This window comes from Pseudomonas sp. GW821-FHT09C09 (assembly GCF_059418105.1).
The window spans coordinates 426,224-443,080 of record NZ_JBWKPF010000002.1 but is presented as its reverse complement, the minus strand read 5'-3'; the positions used below and the strand labels follow the sequence as shown (position 1 = coordinate 443,080).

The 16,857-nt window shown below is 61.5% G+C and carries 21 protein-coding genes; 14 read left to right on the top strand and 7 right to left on the bottom strand.

All coding sequences use genetic code 11. The features are described 5' to 3' along the window. Nucleotides 1–10: 10 nt before the first annotated feature. Both AC07NR_RS07005 and AC07NR_RS07000 read left to right on the top strand, forming a co-directional pair. Nucleotides 11–703 (top strand): response regulator transcription factor, encoded by a 693-nt coding sequence (locus AC07NR_RS07005; RefSeq protein WP_119430041.1) that lies wholly within the window; start codon nucleotides 11–13, stop codon nucleotides 701–703. Next, nucleotides 681–2,054: a sensor histidine kinase gene (locus tag AC07NR_RS07000; RefSeq protein ID WP_248741603.1), complete on the top strand. Its 1,374-nt coding sequence runs from the start codon at nucleotides 681–683 to the stop codon at nucleotides 2,052–2,054. Before AC07NR_RS07005 ends, AC07NR_RS07000 begins: the two co-directional genes overlap by 23 nt. Before the next feature lie 13 nt (nucleotides 2,055–2,067). Here the strand turns inward: AC07NR_RS07000 and AC07NR_RS06995 are convergent, their stop codons facing one another. Continuing rightward, entirely contained in the window at nucleotides 2,068–2,985 is a 918-nt protein-coding gene (locus AC07NR_RS06995; protein ID WP_495078163.1) for a LysR family transcriptional regulator, read from the bottom strand. A gap of 66 nt (nucleotides 2,986–3,051) precedes the next feature. Between AC07NR_RS06995 and AC07NR_RS06990 the strand changes: the two genes are divergently transcribed. Both AC07NR_RS06990 and AC07NR_RS06985 read left to right on the top strand, forming a co-directional pair. Then, a complete protein-coding gene (locus tag AC07NR_RS06990) occupies nucleotides 3,052–3,669 on the top strand; it encodes a LysE family translocator (protein ID WP_495078162.1) in 618 nt (205 codons plus the stop codon). A 125-nt stretch (nucleotides 3,670–3,794) separates the two neighbouring features. Then, nucleotides 3,795–4,214: an organic hydroperoxide resistance protein gene (locus AC07NR_RS06985; RefSeq protein ID WP_085709867.1), complete on the top strand. Its 420-nt coding sequence runs from the start codon at nucleotides 3,795–3,797 to the stop codon at nucleotides 4,212–4,214. A 13-nt stretch (nucleotides 4,215–4,227) separates the two neighbouring features. On the opposite strand, the gene AC07NR_RS06980 is transcribed toward AC07NR_RS06985, so the two are convergent. Together AC07NR_RS06980 and AC07NR_RS06975 are read right to left on the bottom strand one after the other, a co-directional pair. Next, nucleotides 4,228–5,658: an amino acid permease gene (locus AC07NR_RS06980; RefSeq protein ID WP_495078161.1), complete on the bottom strand. Its 1,431-nt coding sequence runs from the start codon at nucleotides 5,656–5,658 to the stop codon at nucleotides 4,228–4,230. A 108-nt stretch (nucleotides 5,659–5,766) separates the two neighbouring features. Then, nucleotides 5,767–6,225: a GNAT family N-acetyltransferase gene (locus tag AC07NR_RS06975; protein ID WP_495078160.1), complete on the bottom strand. Its 459-nt coding sequence runs from the start codon at nucleotides 6,223–6,225 to the stop codon at nucleotides 5,767–5,769. 185 nt (nucleotides 6,226–6,410) lie between these two features. On the opposite strand from AC07NR_RS06975, the gene AC07NR_RS06970 reads away from it, so the two are divergent. Further along, nucleotides 6,411–6,572 carry a hypothetical protein gene (locus AC07NR_RS06970; RefSeq protein ID WP_495078159.1) on the top strand — a complete coding sequence of 54 codons (162 nt, stop codon included), beginning with the start codon at nucleotides 6,411–6,413 and terminating at the stop codon, nucleotides 6,570–6,572. A gap of 100 nt (nucleotides 6,573–6,672) precedes the next feature. Here the strand turns inward: AC07NR_RS06970 and AC07NR_RS06965 are convergent, their stop codons facing one another. Together AC07NR_RS06965 and AC07NR_RS06960 are read right to left on the bottom strand one after the other, a co-directional pair. Beyond that, complete coding sequence (locus tag AC07NR_RS06965) at nucleotides 6,673–7,089, bottom strand: cupin domain-containing protein (RefSeq protein ID WP_495078158.1); 417 nt, start codon at nucleotides 7,087–7,089, stop codon at nucleotides 6,673–6,675. A 122-nt stretch (nucleotides 7,090–7,211) separates the two neighbouring features. Then, a complete protein-coding gene (locus AC07NR_RS06960; protein ID WP_495078157.1) occupies nucleotides 7,212–8,108 on the bottom strand; it encodes a transcriptional regulator GcvA in 897 nt (298 codons plus the stop codon). 107 nt (nucleotides 8,109–8,215) lie between these two features. Between AC07NR_RS06960 and gstA the strand changes: the two genes are divergently transcribed. Next, nucleotides 8,216–8,827, top strand: coding sequence for a glutathione transferase GstA (gene gstA, locus AC07NR_RS06955; RefSeq protein ID WP_495078156.1), 612 nt, complete (start codon nucleotides 8,216–8,218; stop codon nucleotides 8,825–8,827). A 23-nt stretch (nucleotides 8,828–8,850) separates the two neighbouring features. Here the strand turns inward: gstA and AC07NR_RS06950 are convergent, their stop codons facing one another. After that, nucleotides 8,851–9,537 (bottom strand): alpha/beta hydrolase, encoded by a 687-nt coding sequence (locus AC07NR_RS06950; RefSeq protein WP_495078155.1) that lies wholly within the window; start codon nucleotides 9,535–9,537, stop codon nucleotides 8,851–8,853. Between the two features lie 166 nt (nucleotides 9,538–9,703). On the opposite strand from AC07NR_RS06950, the gene AC07NR_RS06945 reads away from it, so the two are divergent. Further along, nucleotides 9,704–10,300 (top strand): paraquat-inducible protein A, encoded by a 597-nt coding sequence (locus tag AC07NR_RS06945; protein WP_114882977.1) that lies wholly within the window; start codon nucleotides 9,704–9,706, stop codon nucleotides 10,298–10,300. Then, nucleotides 10,297–10,968 (top strand): paraquat-inducible protein A, encoded by a 672-nt coding sequence (locus tag AC07NR_RS06940; protein ID WP_085709859.1) that lies wholly within the window; start codon nucleotides 10,297–10,299, stop codon nucleotides 10,966–10,968. Before AC07NR_RS06945 ends, AC07NR_RS06940 begins: the two co-directional genes overlap by 4 nt. 10 nt (nucleotides 10,969–10,978) lie before the next feature. Here the strand turns inward: AC07NR_RS06940 and AC07NR_RS06935 are convergent, their stop codons facing one another. Continuing rightward, nucleotides 10,979–11,728 (bottom strand): SDR family NAD(P)-dependent oxidoreductase, encoded by a 750-nt coding sequence (locus AC07NR_RS06935; RefSeq protein WP_495078154.1) that lies wholly within the window; start codon nucleotides 11,726–11,728, stop codon nucleotides 10,979–10,981. Nucleotides 11,729–11,893: 165 nt separating this feature from the next. Between AC07NR_RS06935 and AC07NR_RS06930 the strand changes: the two genes are divergently transcribed. The 6 genes from AC07NR_RS06930 to AC07NR_RS06905 all read left to right on the top strand — a co-directional run bounded on the left by AC07NR_RS06930 (nucleotide 11,894) and on the right by AC07NR_RS06905 (nucleotide 16,822). Further along, nucleotides 11,894–12,790 carry a LysR family transcriptional regulator gene (locus AC07NR_RS06930; protein ID WP_085709857.1) on the top strand — a complete coding sequence of 299 codons (897 nt, stop codon included), beginning with the start codon at nucleotides 11,894–11,896 and terminating at the stop codon, nucleotides 12,788–12,790. Nucleotides 12,791–12,890: 100 nt separating this feature from the next. Beyond that, nucleotides 12,891–13,751 (top strand): putative selenate ABC transporter substrate-binding protein, encoded by an 861-nt coding sequence (locus AC07NR_RS06925; protein WP_085709856.1) that lies wholly within the window; start codon nucleotides 12,891–12,893, stop codon nucleotides 13,749–13,751. Further along, nucleotides 13,748–14,545: a phosphonate ABC transporter ATP-binding protein gene (locus AC07NR_RS06920; RefSeq protein ID WP_495078153.1), complete on the top strand. Its 798-nt coding sequence runs from the start codon at nucleotides 13,748–13,750 to the stop codon at nucleotides 14,543–14,545. Before AC07NR_RS06925 ends, AC07NR_RS06920 begins: the two co-directional genes overlap by 4 nt. Continuing rightward, the gene (locus tag AC07NR_RS06915) at nucleotides 14,539–15,366 is read left to right on the top strand and encodes a PhnE/PtxC family ABC transporter permease (protein ID WP_495078152.1); all 828 of its coding nucleotides are present in this window, start codon (nucleotides 14,539–14,541) and stop codon (nucleotides 15,364–15,366) included. The genes AC07NR_RS06920 and AC07NR_RS06915 overlap by 7 nt, the downstream gene beginning before the upstream one ends. Then, on the top strand, nucleotides 15,363–16,130 hold the full coding sequence (phnE, locus tag AC07NR_RS06910) for a phosphonate ABC transporter, permease protein PhnE (RefSeq protein ID WP_495078151.1): 768 nt from the start codon (nucleotides 15,363–15,365) through the stop codon (nucleotides 16,128–16,130). The genes AC07NR_RS06915 and phnE overlap by 4 nt, the downstream gene beginning before the upstream one ends. Before the next feature lie 98 nt (nucleotides 16,131–16,228). Beyond that, complete coding sequence (locus AC07NR_RS06905) at nucleotides 16,229–16,822, top strand: hypothetical protein (protein WP_495078150.1); 594 nt, start codon at nucleotides 16,229–16,231, stop codon at nucleotides 16,820–16,822. Nucleotides 16,823–16,857: the final 35 nt, after the last annotated feature.

Genomic DNA, 16,857 nt, shown 5'->3' with positions numbered 1-16,857 from the left:
TTCAAAAGCCATGACCCATGTTCTGGTCGTCGAGGACGACTTGCCCACCCGCCGCGAAATCGAAGCGGCGCTGACTGACCACGGTTTCACCGTGAGCAGCGTCGACAATGGCCGTGAAGGCCTGTTGAAAGCCCTCGGCGAACCGTTCGACCTGATCGTGCTCGACCGCATGTTGCCTGGTGGCCTCGACGGCCTGGGTGTGCTCACCGCGTTGCGCGCCGCCAGCGTGAACACCCCGGTGCTGATCCTCAGCGCCCTGAGTGCGCTGGACGAACGGGTACGCGGCTTGCGCGCCGGGGGCGACGACTACCTGACCAAACCTTTCGAATTCATCGAGCTGACTGCCCGCCTGGACGCCCTGAACCGGCGCCGTGCCGAACCCGTGGCCGTGACTCAGGAAACCCGTCTGAAGGTCGGTAACCTGGACGTCGATCTCTTGAGCCGCACCGTACGACGCGGCGAACGCACCATCGATCTGGTGCCCCGGGAATACGCGCTGCTCGAACATCTGGTGCGCCACGCCGATCAGGTGGTGACCCGCACCATGCTGTTCGAAGCGGTGTGGAATTACAGCTATGACGAACGCACCAACGTGATCGAAGTGCACATGAGCCGCCTGCGCCGCAAGGTCGATGGCGACGGCGAGCCGCCGATGATCCATACCATTCGTGGAGCCGGGTATGTCCTCCGTTCACCTGAGTGAAATCCCACGCACCATCAGCTTTCGCACGGCGTTGCTGTTTCTCGGGCTGTTCGGCTGCTCGTTTCTGGCGTTGTTCGGTTACGTCTACTGGCAAACGGCGTTCTACCTGAAGACCGAAGCCGACACCGCCCTGTATCGACAAGTGGAAAACCGCAGCGCCCAACCGCCGGAACTGCAACTGCAGGAAATCCGCAAGCATGCCCTGCAGGACGTCGAAGCGCGCCTGCCCCACAGCCTGTTCGATGCCGACGGCAAATTCATTGCCGGCGTGATCAAAGAACTGCCGCCCTTCTCCGCCTACGACAAACCGCAGGAGTTTCGCTGGCTCAAGTCCAACGGGCATCACCGGCCGGTGCGCTTCATCGTGCATAAACTGGCGGACGGCAAAACCTTGCTGGTCGCCCAGGACGTCCACGACATCCGCGAGTTCGACGAACTGCTGATCAACGCGCTGATTTCCGGTGGCCTGCTGCTGTTGCTGGTCGGTCTGCTCGGCGCCGTGGTGCTGGGTTATTCGGCACACCGGCGGCTGGACAAGGTCAGTCGCTCGATCAAGGGCATCATCGAGGGCGACTTGAAAGGACGCTTGCCGGTCAAGGGCAACAACGACGACATCGACCGCCTCGCCTCGGTGGTCAACGGCATGCTCGATGAGCTGGAGCGTTTGATGAGCGAGGTCAAAGGCGTGTGCGACGACATCGCCCACGACCTGCGCACCCCGTTGACGCGCCTGATCGCCGGCCTGGAACGTACCCAGCGCCGGGGCCTGGATGAAGCGCAATACGCCGCCAGCATCGATGCGGCGCTGACCGAAGCCAAGGCCTTGCTGCTGACCTTTAAGGCCCTGCTGCGGATTTCCGAAATCGAAAACAGCGCCCGGCGCAGCCACTTCGCGCCGCTGGATCTGAACCTGATCAGCGCCGATGCCGCCGAACTGTACGAACCGCTGGCCGAAGAGCGCGGCATCAGCCTGACCATCGAAAACAGTCAGGCTCCCGCGATCATGGCCGGTGACGCACAACTGCTGTTCGACGCCCTGTGCAACCTGCTCGACAACGCCATCAAGTTCTCGCCCGACCACAGCCAGGTGCGCCTGAGCGTGATTGCCGATCATGAAACCGTGGGCATTCGCGTCACCGACAATGGCCCCGGAATTCCCCCGGCCGAGCGCGAAGCGGTGTTGCGCCGGTTGTACCGCGCCGAATCCAGCCGCCATACGCCGGGCAACGGCTTGGGCTTGAGCATGGTGTCGGCGGTCGCGCGCCTGCATGACATGCGGGTGACGGTGAACGATGCGGCGCCGGGATGCCGGATTGATCTGCTGGGCAAGGCAACGCCGGCCAGCCATTGAAAACCGACAGGCCTCAACCTACCGACCGCAACCACTCCAGCAAATCCAGTTCCAGGCTGCCCGGTTTGGGAGGCGCAGGCGACAGCAGGCAATAATGCGAGCCGTCTTCAACGAAGCCTGCCGGTGCGGCCAACACCCCGCTCTCGATATCGTCGCGGACCAGATGCCACGGACCAATGGCCACTCCAAGGCCTGCGACAGCCGCCTGAATGCTGAAGTAAAAGTGTTCGAAAGCCTGCCTCTGCGTCGCAGGAACCGGCTGGCCCGCTGCGTCGCCCCATTCCTGCCAGGCCGTGGGTCGGCTGCTCGTTTGCAACAGAGGCGTCGTGGCACGCAGGCCTTTGCCGCTTTCATCGAACCACTGACCGACCTTATCCGGCCGGCAGACTGGCCCGACCTTCTCGGCAAACAACCGCTCGGCGTGGTAACCCGGAGGCCGGGGGAAATCGTCACGGCGAATGGCCAGGTCGATTCCCTGTTCAAATGAAAACGGACCGCCGCCCGCCACCAGATGGATGTCCGGGCCGTGATGTTGTTTCTGGAAATCGCTCCAGCGTGGAATCAACCAGCGCATCAACAGCGTCGGCTCGCAGGACAAGACCAGCCGTCGCGTACGGCGCGCCTCAGTGCGGATCTCGCGGACGGCCTGGTTCATCACCCCCAAACCTTCGCTCACCGCTTTCAGCAGTCGCCTGCCCGGCTCAGTCAGGAAAACCCTTCGCTGGCGCCGCTCGAACAGGTCAACGCCCAGATCCTCTTCAAGCAGGCGCACCGCCCGGCTGATGGCGCCGGGTGTCAGATGCAGTTCGTCAGCCGCACGGGCGAAGTTCTCGAACCGGCCCGCGGATTCGAAGCAACGCAGCGCTAGCAGAGACGGCATACGCCCCTCGGAAAACGGTGAGTCAGATTCACCATTTGCTTCAGAAATCATCGTTAGTTCCAGCGTTCGCTATCTGTAAACATGGCTTTCTATCACCAACCCACCCAAGGTTCCACCATGAGCGAATGGATAGTCGTAATCACCATCACCCTGCTGGCATGCATCAGCCCCGGACCGGACTTCGCCCTGGTCTCGCGCAACGGTTTGCTGCTCTCTCGACGCGCAGGCGTTCTCACCGCGATGGGCATTGGTCTCGGAGTGCTGGTGCATATCGGCTACACCCTGCTCGGTCTCGGATTGGTGCTTCAACAATCGCCCTGGTTGTTCAATGCACTGAAACTGGCGGGGGCTGCGTATCTGGTTTATCTGGGCATCAAAATGCTTCGCTCCAGACCTGACGTTCAGCAGCCGGATGCTGCATCATCTGTCCTCTCGGATCTGGCCGCGTTGCGTTCAGGTTTTCTCACCAATGCGTTGAATCCCAAAACCTCGATTTTCATCGTGAGCCTGTTCATGGGTGTCGTCCGGCCGGACACCGGCCTGCCGGTACAAATGGCCTATGGGGTGTTCATTGCCGGGGCGCATGTGCTGTGGTTCAGCCTGGTGGCGCTGTGTTTCTCGGCCGGGCGGGTGCGGGAGAAACTGCTGGCGGCACGGCAGTGGATTGACCGGGCGTTCGGCGGCCTGCTCGTGGGCTTCGGGGTTCTGCTGACGCTGTCTCAGCGATCAGGCTGAACGCATTGCTACACAGCGATACATAACCCCCGTTTCATGACACATCCCCGGTACATGCCGATGCAAAAGTGTGGGCCATCGGAACCTTCCTTCCGACTCAACCACTCACACAGGCAGGCCTTCTCATGATCAATCAAATCGACACCGTGCTGTACACCGGCAAGACCCGCACCACCGGCGGACGCGATGGCGCCTCGCGCAGTTCGGACGGCAATCTGGACGTCAAGCTGTCGCCACCGGGCTCCAATGGCAGTGGCACCAACCCGGAACAGCTGCTGGCGGCCGGCTGGTCGGCCTGTTTCATCGGCGCCATGGGCAAAGCGGCGGCTGCGCTGAAGATCAGGTTGCCGGCGGATGTGGCGGTGGAGACCGAAATCGATCTGGGCAAGACCGGCGACGCGTTTTTCCTGCAGGCACGCTTGAATGTCAGCCTGCCGGGGCTGGAACCTTCGGTCGCCCAGTCGCTGGTGGAAGCCGCGCACCAGACCTGCCCTTACTCCAAGGCCACGCGCGGCAACATCGACGTGACCCTGCGCCTGATCTGAATCCCGATCCTCCCTATACGCCCGAGGTAGTGCCTCGGGCGTTTTGTTTTGCCGGAACAGACACGTTCGGCTGTCCATGCTGACGGGTGGTCACCAGCCCGATAAAGGAAATCGCCAGCGCCAGGCCAATGGTCGACGTCACTTCCAGACGATGCTCCGGCGTCACCATCATCACCGCGAGCGCGGCACAGATGAACGCCATCACCAGATACGTCAGCCACGGAAACAGCCACATGCGAAAGGTCAGCTCAACATTTTGCCGAAGCAGCATCCGGCGCATGCGTAGCTGGGAAACCGCGATCACCAGGTACACCAGCAACGCGATGGCACCGGAGCTGGCAAGCAGGAATTGAAACAGGCCGGCGGGCATGAAGTAGCTGAGCAACGTCACCCCGGCGCCGATGACGCTGCTGGCAATCACCGCCGCCCTCGGCACGCCTGCGCCGGAAGTCACTTTCAACGCGTGCGGTGCATCACCGCGAAGCCCCAGGGAAAACAGCATGCGCGAAGCGATATAGATCGACGAGTTCATGCAACTGGCCACCGCGATCAGCACCACCACATCGACCATGAATTTGGCGTGGGGAACATTCATCAGTTCCAGTGCGCGCTGATAGGAACCGACGGACGCCAAAAGCGGATCGTTCCAGGGCACCACGGAGATCACCACGAAGATCGACAGCAGATAGAACACGCCGATGCGCCAGATTACTGAGCGCGTGGCCTTGGCGATGTTCTGTGCCGGATTGTCAGATTCGGCGGCGGCGATGGTCACCGCCTCGGTGCCGATGAAACTGAACATGATGGTGATGAAGGCGCCGACCACCGCCGACAGACCATTGGGGGCGAACCCGCCGTGTTCTTCCATCAACCGGCTGAGTCCGCTGGCTTCGCGTTCCGGAATCCAGCCCATCAGCACGGCGAAACCCACGCCGATGAAACCGATGATCGCCACGACCTTGGCCATGGCGAACCAGAATTCGAACTCGCCGTATTTGGAGACACTGAACAGATTGGTGATTACCAGCAGAATGATCGACACCAACGCAAACAGCCACGCATCGACCTGGGGAAACCATTGATTCAAGACATGTCCGGCGGCCAGCGCCTCGATGGGGATGACCAGCACCCAGAACCACCAGTAGAGCCAGCCGATGGTGAAGCCGGCCCAGCGGCCGATGGCCTGATCGGCATAGGTGGAAAACGATCCGGTGTCCGGTCGGGCCACCGCCATTTCCCCCAGCATGCGCATGACCAGCACCACCAGCAGGCCGGAAAACAGATACGCCAGCAACACCGCTGGCCCCGCCGCCGCGATGGCGTGCCCGGAACCGACAAACAACCCCGCGCCGATGATTCCCGCAATTGACAACATGGTCACGTGGCGAGGCTTGAACCCCTGCGCCAGTTGACCGCTCGATTCCTTCGAATTCAGGCTGTTCATTGTTTTTGTTGTTCTCTGATGGACGCCTCACCTTACGTGGCTGAAGTTGAACGCAAATAGCCCGGGTGCGGCATGCCGATGCCTGATTTCGACATGCCCGGGTGACGGTCAGCGAGAACCGACAAGCGCTTTGCGCATGAAAACCCGGGCAAATCCGTCCTCGGTGGCGCGATGGGTTTCCACAAAACCGAGCTTTTCATAGATGGCGACGTTCTCGGTCATCCGCTCGTGGGTGTACAGCCGCACCGCATCGCAACCGAGACTCCGGGCATGGGTTTCGCAGAAGGTCATCAGCACTTTGCCGAGGCCCTTGCCCTTGTGCCGAGGCGATACCGCGACGTTGATCAGCAGCAACTCCTTGCCCTCCTGGCTCATCACCAGCACACCGAGGATTTCATCGTTGTCGGTCAGCACGAATGTGTCGGTTTCACGCAGCACTTGCTCGTAGTCATCGAGCATCGGCGCTGGCTTGCGGCCGATGCGCGGGATGTAAGGGCTGTAGGCCTCATCGACCAGAGCGGCGATGGGCGCGGCGTCTTCGGGTCGGGCGCGGCGGAGGGTCTGCAAGGGGAGCCTCTTCAGTAGTGGTGAATGAGGCGCCCAGCATGCGATGGATGACGATCCCGGAGCAAATCCACCGCCTCGCCGTAGCACAATCGAAGCGCCAGAGGATGAACATACGTTCACCAAAAACATCACCGGATGCGTCTAGTCTGCGGGTTCCAACATAGTGACTACAGGAGTAACCCACCATGTTCTCGCACGAAAGCATCCCGCTGATCATCCTTTTCATCATCCTGCTGCTTGGCGTGCTGACGGCTGTTTTGCATCCGGTGCATGCGTTTTTCAGCTGGCTCAAGCGGCGCAAGCAAAGGGCATCTGCCGGAGTTGTGGAAGAGGTGGATATGCGCTGAAGTTGCTTCAGTTCGAATCGGGCAGCATCAGCCTGCGTTGAGTCCGCCGACAACAAAAAAAGGCCTGCCACATTGGCAGGCCTTTTCAGTATCCCGGGCGTTATTGCTTGAGGATCAACAACGGCTCGCCCTTTTTGACGATGTAAGTCGCCAGCTCCGAGCCCTTGTCGTTGCCGATGTTCTTCGCGATGTGCGCCACACCTTCCGGGATGAACAGCGAATCGCCGGCCTTGAGCGTCACCGGCGCCCGGCCTTCGAGCTGGTATTCGAAGGTGCCGCTTATCACGTAGGCGACTTCAACGCCCGGGTGGGCATGTCGAGGCGAGGTGATGCCCGGTTCGAAATCGACCCGCGCCTGGATCACTTCGCGATCCGCAGCGCCCAGGTCCTGATGGACCAGATCCGTGCGGCTCAGGCCTTGTTGCCAGCTCTTGGCCGGGGCGGTGTCGGCGGCGTGTGCCAGGCCGGTCATTGAAACCAGTACGGCGGCTGCGGTCATCAGGAGTGTGCGGCGCATGGTGTTGCCCTCTTGGAAGTAGTGAAGTGACGCCGCTACTTTGAAGAGGGCATGTACCGGGAATGTGTCCCGATATCGGCGCTTGTTAGCTCACTGTGTATAAGGGCGGGATTGATACACGCTCATACAACTCGCACCATCTGCGACAGCCACTGCCTGAAGGCGACGATCTTTTTCGAGCCGGCGTTTTCATGGGGCGTGACGAAGTAGAAACCCGAGTCGGACTTGAGCCGCAAATCAAACGGCGCCACCAGCCGCCCCGCGCGTAAATCGTCCTCGACGTAGGTCGATCGCCCGATGCACACGCCCTGCCCGTCAATCGCCGACTGCACCGCCATCATGGCCAGGTCGAAGGTCAGGCGCGGGCCTTTGGCCGAGGGTGGCGGTTGACCTGCGGCGTTCAGCCAGGCGTTCCAGTCATCGGCAGTCTGCCCGCTGACGTGCAGCAAGGTGTGCCGGGCCAGATCAGCCGGCGCTTTGATCGGATCCGGCCCGGTGAGCAGACGCGGGCTGCATACCGGGAATATCTCATCGGCCATCAGCCAGTCGGCGCGCAGTCCCGGCCAGTTTCCGTTGCCGTAGCGGATCGCCGCATCGATGCCACCCTTGCGAAAGTCCACCCATTCGGTGGATGCACTGATGCGCACATCGATCTCTGGAAATGCCTCGCGAAAGGACGGCAGACGCGGCAACAGCCATTTGGATGCAACCGAAACCAAAGTACTGATCGTCAGGACGCTTTGATTGTTCGCCTCCAGCAAACGCTCGGTCGAATGGCGCAGTTCCATAAACGCCGAACGAATACCGGGAAAATAGGCGTTGCCCTCTTCGGTCAGCGCCAAACCGTCCTTCAAACGCATGAACAGGCGCACGCCGAGTTCATCTTCTAGGCGACGAATCTGATGGCTGATTGCGGTTTGCGTGACGTTCAGTTCTTCGGCGGCGCGGGTGAAACTCAGGTGTCGGGCCGCGCATTCGAAGGCGCGCAATCCATTGAGCGACGGTAGTCGGGTGAGCATGGGGCTTCTTCAGTCCATGAGATTTTGTCATACGCTAGCACTGCAGATGTCCTTTGCGAAGCGCCGCCACAATGCCGGATTCTGGGCCTTCATTTGAAGGAGATCCCATGAAACTGTACTTCGCCCCCATGACCTGCTCGCTGGCCCCGCACATTGTGCTGCGAGAACTGGCGCTGCCGTTCGAACTGATCCGGGTCAACAACCAGACCAAGCGCACCGCCGATGACCGGGACTTTCGCGAGATCAATCCGAAGGGCTACGTGGCCGCGCTGATGCTCGATAACGGCGAGGTGCTGACCGAAGGCCCGGCGATTCTGCAATACCTCGCCGACCTCGCTCCCGCCCAGAGGCTGGCCCCGGCCAATGGCACCTGGGAGCGCTCGCGCCTGCAGGAGCACCTGAACTTCATCAGTTCGGAAATCCACGGCGGCAGCGCGCCGCTGTTCAACAGCGAAATCCCGGAATCCAGCAAAACGATCTTCAAACACAAACTCTTCAAACGTCTGGACTACCTGAACCGCATCATTGCGACCCAGCCGTTTCTGATGCAGGCGTTCAGCGTGGCGGATGCCTATCTGTTCACGGTGCTGAAGTGGTTGCCGACATTCAGCATCGCCATCGAAGACTGGCCAGCGCTGGCGAACTACATGACGCGCATCGCCGAGCGGCCCAGCGTGCGGATTGCAATCGCAGCAGAGGAAGCCACGCAACCGGTCTGAAACGCCCGGTTGCGTGGTCGTTGTCAGGCCTTGGCGGCCTCGTCGATCAGCGCCGCCACTTCGGCAGCGTGAGAGGCCAGCGAGGCGTGGCTGGCGTCGAGGGTGATGACTTTCTTCGCATTGAGCCGGGCCGACATGCGTTTCTGGTTGTCCGGATGAATCATGTGGTCCTGACTGGAAATCTGATACCACGACGGTTTGTGCTTCCACGCCGGATCACTGATGACATCACCGAAGGTGCTGGCCAGCGGCGCTTTCTGGGTGACGGCCATCACCAGCGCTTCATCCGCCGGCAGGTCCTGGCAGAAGCTTTCATGGAACTTGTCAGCCTTGAGCCAGAGGAAACCGTCGCTGTCCGGGGCGAGATTCGGCGCGGCGGCGGGCAGATGTTCCTGAGTGATGCCGCCGGGGCTTTCGCCCTGATCCGGGGCGAACGCGGCGATGTACACCAGCCCCGTCACATTCGGTTGATTGCCGGCCTGGGTGATCACCGCTCCGCCGTAGGAATGCCCGACCAGCAGCACCGGGCCGTTGACTTGCGCGACCATTTTGCGCGTGCGCTCGGCGTCGTCGGCCAGCGACGTCAGCGGCATCTCCACCGCCTGGACTTTGCTGTAGCCCTTGCGCGACAGCTCGACAATCACCTTGCGCCAATGCGCGGCCCCGCCCCAGAACCCGTGTACCAGCACAATCGTCGGTTTTTCACTCATGGCCCTGCTCCTGCTCGTAATGAATTCGGCGCCAAGGAGTATGGAACGCTTCCACAAACCCGGCGGGCCGGCAGACCAAAGGTGCATTTCGGGATGTGACAGTTGTCGGATGCCCCAACGCGCCTATATTGAAGAAGGTTCAAGCCCTTCCCCCCACGAGCGCCCCATGGCCACGACTGATCACCTGATCATCTGCGAGCATTGCGACTGCGTGTACGAAAAAGCCACGCTCGCCCGCTACCAGAAATCCCTCTGCGCCCGTTGTGGCGGCGTGCTCCAGCGCCACAACAACCTGAGCGTGGAGCAGCGTCTGGCCCTGAGTTTTACTGCCGCGATGCTGTGGCTGTTCGCCAATTTCTACCCGGTGATGAGCATCAGCATGAAGGGCCTGAAAAACAGCGCAACCCTGTGGGATTCGGTGCTGGCCCTGAGTCAGGGGCCGATCACCTTCATGGCGATGGTCGCGGCGATCTCGATCATCATCGCCCCGGCCTTTCAACTGGTTTTGCTCATCTGGGTATTGAGCTTCGCCCTCGCCTCGCGCCGCTCGCCGGCCTTCAAACTGTGCATGCGCTGGCTGGAAGCACTGCGGCCGTGGAGCATGCTCGAAGTGTGCCTGCTCGGGGCGATGGTGGCGGTGTTCAAACTGGCGGGCATGCTCGATGTGATTCCCGGCATCGGCCTGTTTGCGCTGGCCGTGCTCAGCCTGTTGCTGATCCGCGTTGCCGGACGCGACATACGTGATTTGTGGGACATCCTGTGAAACGACCACCGACCGCCAGCGAACTCAACCTCTGCCTCTGTCACAGCTGCGGGCTGGCCTGCGACATGACCGACGAACCGCACCAGTGCCCGCGCTGCGACGCACCGCTGCACCGGCGCAAGACCAACTCGCTGGCCCGCACCTGGGCCTACATGTTCGCCGCCCTGGCGTTTTACGTGCCGGCGAATCTGCTGCCGGTGATGAACACCACCCTGCTCGGCAACGGCGCCGACAGCACCATCATGAGCGGCGTGCTGGAATTCTGGGAACACGGCGCGTGGGACATTGCGCTGATCATCTTCATCGCCAGCATCGCGGTGCCGGGGATCAAGTTCATTGCGCTGACGCTGCTGCTGGTCACTGTGCAACGGGACAGCCATTGGGCGCGCCGGGAACGTTCGAAGCTGTATCGGTTCGTCGAGCTGATCGGTTATTGGTCGATGCTCGATGTGCTGGTGGTCGCGCTGGTGGCGGCGCTGGTGAAGTTCCAGGCGCTGGGGGATATCGAGCCGCGACCGGGGATTCTGTTTTTCGGGCTGGTGGTGGTGTTCACCATGCTCTCGGCCATGAGCTTCGACCCGCGCCTGATCTGGGACAAGGCGCCGGCCGAAGAAACCGATGAAACAGACGAACCCCGGCACTCGAACGAACAAGTGCCGGGGCATTGAGTGTCTCCAATCAGATCTGCGCGGTGCCGCCGTCGACGAACAGTTCGATACCGTTGACGAAGCTGCTGTCATCCGAAGCGAGGAACAGCGCAGCCTTGGCAATCTCGCTCGGTTCGCCCAGACGCCCGATCGGCACCACCGACGCCAGTTGATCGAACAGCCCTTGCGCGTGTTCCGCCGGCACCAGCCCTGCCAGACCTGGCGTACGCACCGGGCCGGGGCTGATGGCGTTGACGCGGATGCGCCGAGGTTTCAAGTCCAGCAGCCACGACCGGGCGAAGTTGCGTACGGCGGCTTTGCTCGCGCTGTAGACGCTGAAGTTTTCCGTGCCTTGTACCGAGGTGGTCGATGAAGTCAGCAGGATCGAAGCGCCATCGCGCAACAGCGGAAGCGCCTTCTGCACGGTGAACAGCGTGCCCTTCACGTTGGCGTCGAAAATCCGGTCGAAGTGCTCTTCGGTGATCGAACCCAGCGGCAGCATGTCACCGCCCCCGGCATTGGCGAACAGGATGTCGAGGTGCCCGGCCTTCTCGGCGATTTCGCGGTAGATGCGATCCAGATCGTCCAGCTTCGCCACATCACCCTGAATGCCGATGGCGCGAGGGCCGATGGCGGCGACGGCTTTGTCCAGCTCGGTTTGACGACGGCCAGTGATGAATACCGTGGCGCCCTGGGCGACGAACTCCTGCGCCGAGGCCAGGCCGATGCCGGTGGTGCCGCCAGTGATCAGTGCGATTTTGCCTTCAAGTCTGTTGCTCATGATGAATCTCCAGTAACCGTTTCGGGGAAGATGACGGGTCGTAGGTGAGCCGTTGGAAGCGACTTTAGGCCGATGGATTGAATTGAAAAATCCGCAAAATCGGTTTTGTTTGTGCACAGATATGCACAATACTCAGCCCTGTCTTCGATCCTTGAGTGCAGCCCGATGAATCAGTTACTGGCGATCCGCGTGTTCGCCCGCGTCGTGGAAAGCGGCTCGTTCACCAAAGCCGCCGACTCGTTGAACCAGCCGAAAACCACGGTCAGCAAACTGATCGGGCAACTGGAAAGCCACCTCGGCGTGCGCCTGCTGCAACGCACCACCCGGCGCCTCACCGTGACGGCCGACGGCGCTTCCTACTACCAGCTGACCCAGCAACTGCTGCATCAACTGGACGACATCGATCAGGGTTTCAGCCAGGCCCAGGGCTTGCCCCGTGGCCGGATTCGCGTGGACATCGGCGGCTCCACTGCGACCATGCTGGTGATTCCCGAATTGCCGAAGTTCTTCGAGCGCTACCCGGACATTCAGGTCGATCTGGGCGTCAGCGACCGCCCGGTGGACTTGATCAGCGAGCGCGTCGACTGCGTGATTCGCGGCGGCCCGCTGACCGAACAGGCCCTGGCTGTGCGCCGCTTGGGCGAAGTGTCCTGGACCACCTGCGCCACGCCCGACTATTTGCAGCGCCACGGCACGCCGATGCACCCGCTGGAGCTGGCCCGGCATCAAATGATCGCCTATCGCTCGGCCTCCACCGGGCGCATCCTGCCGTCGAACTTCCAGCGCAACGGCGAACGCCATCAAATCGAGGGCAAAGGTCTGGTCAGCGTCAACGAAAGCAACGCGCATCTGGCAGCCGGGTTGGCAGGGCTGGGGATCATTCACACATTCAGCTACACAGTCAGGGCGGCCATCGAACGCGGTGAACTGGTGCCGATCCTCACTGACTGGCGCCCGCCGGCGTACCCGTTCCACCTGCTGTATCCGCCGAACCGGCACCTGAGCAACCGTGTGCGGGTGTTCATCGACTGGCTGGTAGAGCGCTTCGCGCAGGTGGACTGAGCCTCGCTGTCGCGCCGATTCGTCTAACCTGACGTTGCAGCCGCCGACGTTTTTCCGCAGGCTACGCACCGATCCTGACGCCCATGAAACGGAGATTCCCATGCTCAAACGCACCCTGGCACTGACTGCAGGTCTGGCCCTGTCCTTTTCCACCCTGCTGGCCCAGGCCGCAGACGTGTTGAAAGTCAGCGCGATTCCCGACGAGGCCCCGACCGAACTGCTGCGCAAGTTCGAACCACTGGGGGCTTATCTGGAGCAGCAATTGGGCATGAAAGTGCAGTTCGTTCCCGTGGCCGACTACCCGGCCGTGGTTGAAGCCCTGGCCACCGACCGCCTCGACATGGCATGGCTGGGTGGTTTCACCTTCGTCCAGGCACGGCTGAAAACCGACGCCACCACGCCGGTGATCCCGCTGGTGCAGCGCGAGCAGGACGCGCAGTTCACCAGCAAATTCATCACCGCCGACCCGAACGTGAAAAGCCTCACCGACCTCAAGGGCAAGACCTTCGCCTTCGGTTCGGTATCGTCGACTTCCGGTAGCCTGATGCCGCGCTACTTCATGCTCAAGGACGGCATCAAACCGGAAACCTATTTCAGCCGCGTCGGCTACTCCGGTGCCCACGACGCCACCGTTGCCTGGGTGCAGGCCGGCAAGGTCGATGCCGGTGTGCTGAACGCCAGCGTCTGGCAGAAACTGGTGGACGCCGGCAAGGTCGACACCAATAAGGTCAAGGTCTTCGCTACTACTCCGGCGTATTTCGATTACAACTGGACCGTGCGCGGCACCCTCGACCCGGCGCTGGCAGCGAAAATCAAAAAAGCCTTCCTCGCCCTCGACCCGGCCAACCCCGAGCAGAAGAAAATCCTCGACCTGCAGGCCGCCAGCCGCTTCATCGAAACCAGCCCCGACAACTACAAAGGCATCGAGGAAGCCGCCCGCGCCGCCGAACTGCTGAAATGACCCTGAGCCTCAAGCAAGTCTTTCTGCACCACGCCAACGGCGTCGAAGCCCTGCGTGGTGTGGATTTGCAGATCAACAGCGGCGAGCAGGTGGCGATCATCGGCCCGTCCGGCGCCGGTAAATCCAGCCTGCTCAACCTGCTGGCCACCGCGATTCGGCCGAGCAGCGGCGACATCGAGGTGCTGGGCCAACGGGCCTGGCACTTGTCCGCCCGCCAGCGCCAACACCTGCGCGCCAAAATCGGCCTGGTGCATCAGGCACCGCCCCTGCCGCCCCGGCAACGGGTGGTGACGGCGGTGCTGGCCGGCAAACTCGGGCAATGGCGCCTGGGCAAAAGCCTGATCAATCTGCTGCATCCACTGGACATCCCCGGCGCTCGCGCGGCTTTAGCGCGGCTGGATCTGGCGGACAAACTCTTCAGCCAATGCCAGCAACTCTCTGGCGGGCAGTTACAGCGGGTGGGCATCGCTCGGGTGCTGTATCAGGCGCCGGACGTCTTGCTGGCGGACGAACCGGTATCGGCCATGGACCCGGTCCTCGCCGGGCACACCCTGACGGTGCTGTCGCGCCACGCCCAGGAACACAACGTCACGCTGGTGGCGAGCCTGCATGCGGTGGACCTTGCGCTGGCGCACTTCCCGCGCATCATCGGCTTGCGCGAGGGGCAGATCCTGTTCGATTGCCCGTCCGATCAGGTCAGCCACGACATGCTCGACAGCCTGTACGCCAACGAACAACTGCAATCCCCGGCGCCGGCCCTGACGCCGCTGATTGTGCAGATTCCACGATGCTGAGCGCCGACACCCGCGACCCCGCCGCACTGCCACGCCTGTTGCTGACACTGCTGGCGATTGCCCTGCTGTGGCCGGGCATTCAGCTCAGCGAACTCGACCTCGGCGTGTTGCTGCACGCCGACAGCCAGAGCGAAATGGGCCGCTTCGTCTCGACCTTCTGGCCGCCGGCCCATGACCGGGACTTTCTGCAACTGCTGCTCAAAGCCACCCTGCAAACCCTGGCCATCGCCACCGCCGGCATGGCGTTGGCACTGGTGTTGGCGGTGCCGGCCAGTTTGCTCGCCAGCCGCGCCTTGTCACTGTCCGCTGCGTCCCACGGCGGCCGCCCGAGCCTGTTGGGCCGGCTGCTGCGCTGGCCGGTGCGCGGGTTGCTGATCTTCCTGCGCAGCGTGCCGGAAATCGTCTGGGCGCTGCTGTTCGTGCGCGCCGTCGGCCTCGGCCCGGCGGCGGGCGTGCTGGCGATCGCCATCACCTATAGCGGCATGCTCGGCAAGGTCTACGCGGAAATCTTCGAATCCACCGACCAGCGCCCGGCCCACGCCTTGCTCCAGGCCGGCAGCGGACGCCTGGCCAGTTTCGCCTACGGCGTGCTGCCCAACGTCGCGGCGGAACTGCTCTCCTACACCGTCTACCGCTGGGAATGCGCGATCCGCGCCTCGGTGGTGATGGGCTTCGTCGGCGCCGGCGGCCTCGGCCAGCAGATCGACCTGTCGATCCGCATGTTCGCCGGCGGCGAAGTCGCCAGCATGCTCCTGACCTTCCTCCTGCTGGTGCTCGGCGCCGACCAACTCAGCCGCCTGCTGCGCTGGAGACTGACATGAAGCGCCTGATCAACACGGCGCTGATCCTCGCCATCGTCTTCGCCGTCATCGCCTCGTTCGCCTACCTGGGCCTCGACCTCGAAGAACTCGGCAGCGCCACCAGCCTGAAACAAATGGGCTCGTACGTTGGCCGCTTCCTCAGCCCCGACTTCAGCGCCGGTTACCTCCACGCCATCCTCCACGGCGCCATGGAAACCCTCGCCATGTCCGCCCTCGGCACCCTCCTCGCCGCCGTCCTGGGACTGCTATTAGCACTCCCCGCCGCCGGGCGTTTTGGCTGGCCATTACAAAGCGCCGCCCGCCTGCTGCTCAACGGCCTGCGCGCCATTCCTGAATTGGTATGGGCTGCGTTGATGGTGTTTGCAGCTGGCCTCGGTCCTAACGCTGGCACCTTGGCCCTGGCACTGCATACCACCGGGGTGCTTGGGCGGTTGTTTGCTGAAGCGCTGGAAAACACGCCACCGGAACCGGCGGAGGCGATTCGGCTGCAAGGGGGGAATCCGGTTGTGGCGTTCTGTTACGGGACCCTGCCAAACCTGGCACCGCAGTTGCTGGCGTATTGTTTGTATCGGTGGGAGAACAACATCCGGATGGCCAGCGTGCTGGGGTTTGTCGGCGCTGGGGGGCTGGGGCAGATGTTGTATGTGAGCTTGAGCCTGTTTCAGGAGGCGCAGGCGGGGACGGTGATTTTGGCGATGTTGGGGTTGGTGCTTGGAGTGGATTCGTTGAGTGCTTGGAGTCGGGGGCGGTGGGTTAAGGCGTAGGTTTGAACACCGCTGGAGCGGCGTCACCCGAAACCTTGGGGAGGCGTAGGAAACCCCAAAAAACCTTAATTAATCAGCCACACATAAGTAAGAACAACATGCAAGAAACGAAACCTGGCTCACCTGTAAAAACTTCAAAAAAGATAGCTGGTGCAGCCATTGTGTTGTTGCTTTTGGGCCTTTGGCTATTTTATATAACTTGGGCATCCCGCATTTCAGCGCATACATTCTTGATGCCGGAAATACCCGAATTAACGACATACCTGCTATTCGGCGTTCTGGTTGGAGCTATTTTTGCTGGCAGGACGTTCTACAGCCGCCCTGCTGAAAAAATAGCGAAACATGTAATAAGTTCTTTTCTTACTGCCTTTTGCTTGAGTTTCGCCTTCTCTCTCCATGCTTATGATGTTATCGCTTACCTTCTACCTGGAGAAATCGTCAATTACGAATCATCGTATGAGATAACCTTTCCAGGACCCGCCACTGGAAAGTACAGCCGCTGCGAGGCAGGCATTCGGATAGAGGACCCAAACACACGCCGAAAAATTCAACTCTGCACAAAGAAGTCAGATCTTTACGAGCAAAATAAACGATATATGAATGCCGTATGGGTGACCGCTCGTACGAATAAAATAGGTTCTTATATTGTTGGTTATGCATTTTTCAATACTCTGCACATCAACGAAAACTGAAGCGACAAGGAAGTCAAGAACCAAATGGAGCAGAT

Coding starts and splice junctions, on each gene's coding strand:
- AC07NR_RS07005 (WP_119430041.1), top strand. CDS start 11: ATGACCCATGTTCTGGTCGTCGAGGACGACTTGCCCACCCGCCGCGAA.
- AC07NR_RS07000 (WP_248741603.1), top strand. CDS start 681: ATGTCCTCCGTTCACCTGAGTGAAATCCCACGCACCATCAGCTTTCGC.
- AC07NR_RS06995 (WP_495078163.1), bottom strand. CDS start 2,985: ATGATTTCTGAAGCAAATGGTGAATCTGACTCACCGTTTTCCGAGGGG.
- AC07NR_RS06990 (WP_495078162.1), top strand. CDS start 3,052: ATGAGCGAATGGATAGTCGTAATCACCATCACCCTGCTGGCATGCATC.
- AC07NR_RS06985 (WP_085709867.1), top strand. CDS start 3,795: ATGATCAATCAAATCGACACCGTGCTGTACACCGGCAAGACCCGCACC.
- AC07NR_RS06980 (WP_495078161.1), bottom strand. CDS start 5,658: ATGAACAGCCTGAATTCGAAGGAATCGAGCGGTCAACTGGCGCAGGGG.
- AC07NR_RS06970 (WP_495078159.1), top strand. CDS start 6,411: ATGTTCTCGCACGAAAGCATCCCGCTGATCATCCTTTTCATCATCCTG.
- AC07NR_RS06965 (WP_495078158.1), bottom strand. CDS start 7,089: ATGCGCCGCACACTCCTGATGACCGCAGCCGCCGTACTGGTTTCAATG.
- AC07NR_RS06960 (WP_495078157.1), bottom strand. CDS start 8,108: ATGCTCACCCGACTACCGTCGCTCAATGGATTGCGCGCCTTCGAATGC.
- gstA (WP_495078156.1), top strand. CDS start 8,216: ATGAAACTGTACTTCGCCCCCATGACCTGCTCGCTGGCCCCGCACATT.
- AC07NR_RS06950 (WP_495078155.1), bottom strand. CDS start 9,537: ATGAGTGAAAAACCGACGATTGTGCTGGTACACGGGTTCTGGGGCGGG.
- AC07NR_RS06945 (WP_114882977.1), top strand. CDS start 9,704: ATGGCCACGACTGATCACCTGATCATCTGCGAGCATTGCGACTGCGTG.
- AC07NR_RS06935 (WP_495078154.1), bottom strand. CDS start 11,728: ATGAGCAACAGACTTGAAGGCAAAATCGCACTGATCACTGGCGGCACC.
- AC07NR_RS06930 (WP_085709857.1), top strand. CDS start 11,894: ATGAATCAGTTACTGGCGATCCGCGTGTTCGCCCGCGTCGTGGAAAGC.
- AC07NR_RS06925 (WP_085709856.1), top strand. CDS start 12,891: ATGCTCAAACGCACCCTGGCACTGACTGCAGGTCTGGCCCTGTCCTTT.
- AC07NR_RS06920 (WP_495078153.1), top strand. CDS start 13,748: ATGACCCTGAGCCTCAAGCAAGTCTTTCTGCACCACGCCAACGGCGTC.
- AC07NR_RS06915 (WP_495078152.1), top strand. CDS start 14,539: ATGCTGAGCGCCGACACCCGCGACCCCGCCGCACTGCCACGCCTGTTG.
- phnE (WP_495078151.1), top strand. CDS start 15,363: ATGAAGCGCCTGATCAACACGGCGCTGATCCTCGCCATCGTCTTCGCC.
- AC07NR_RS06905 (WP_495078150.1), top strand. CDS start 16,229: ATGCAAGAAACGAAACCTGGCTCACCTGTAAAAACTTCAAAAAAGATA.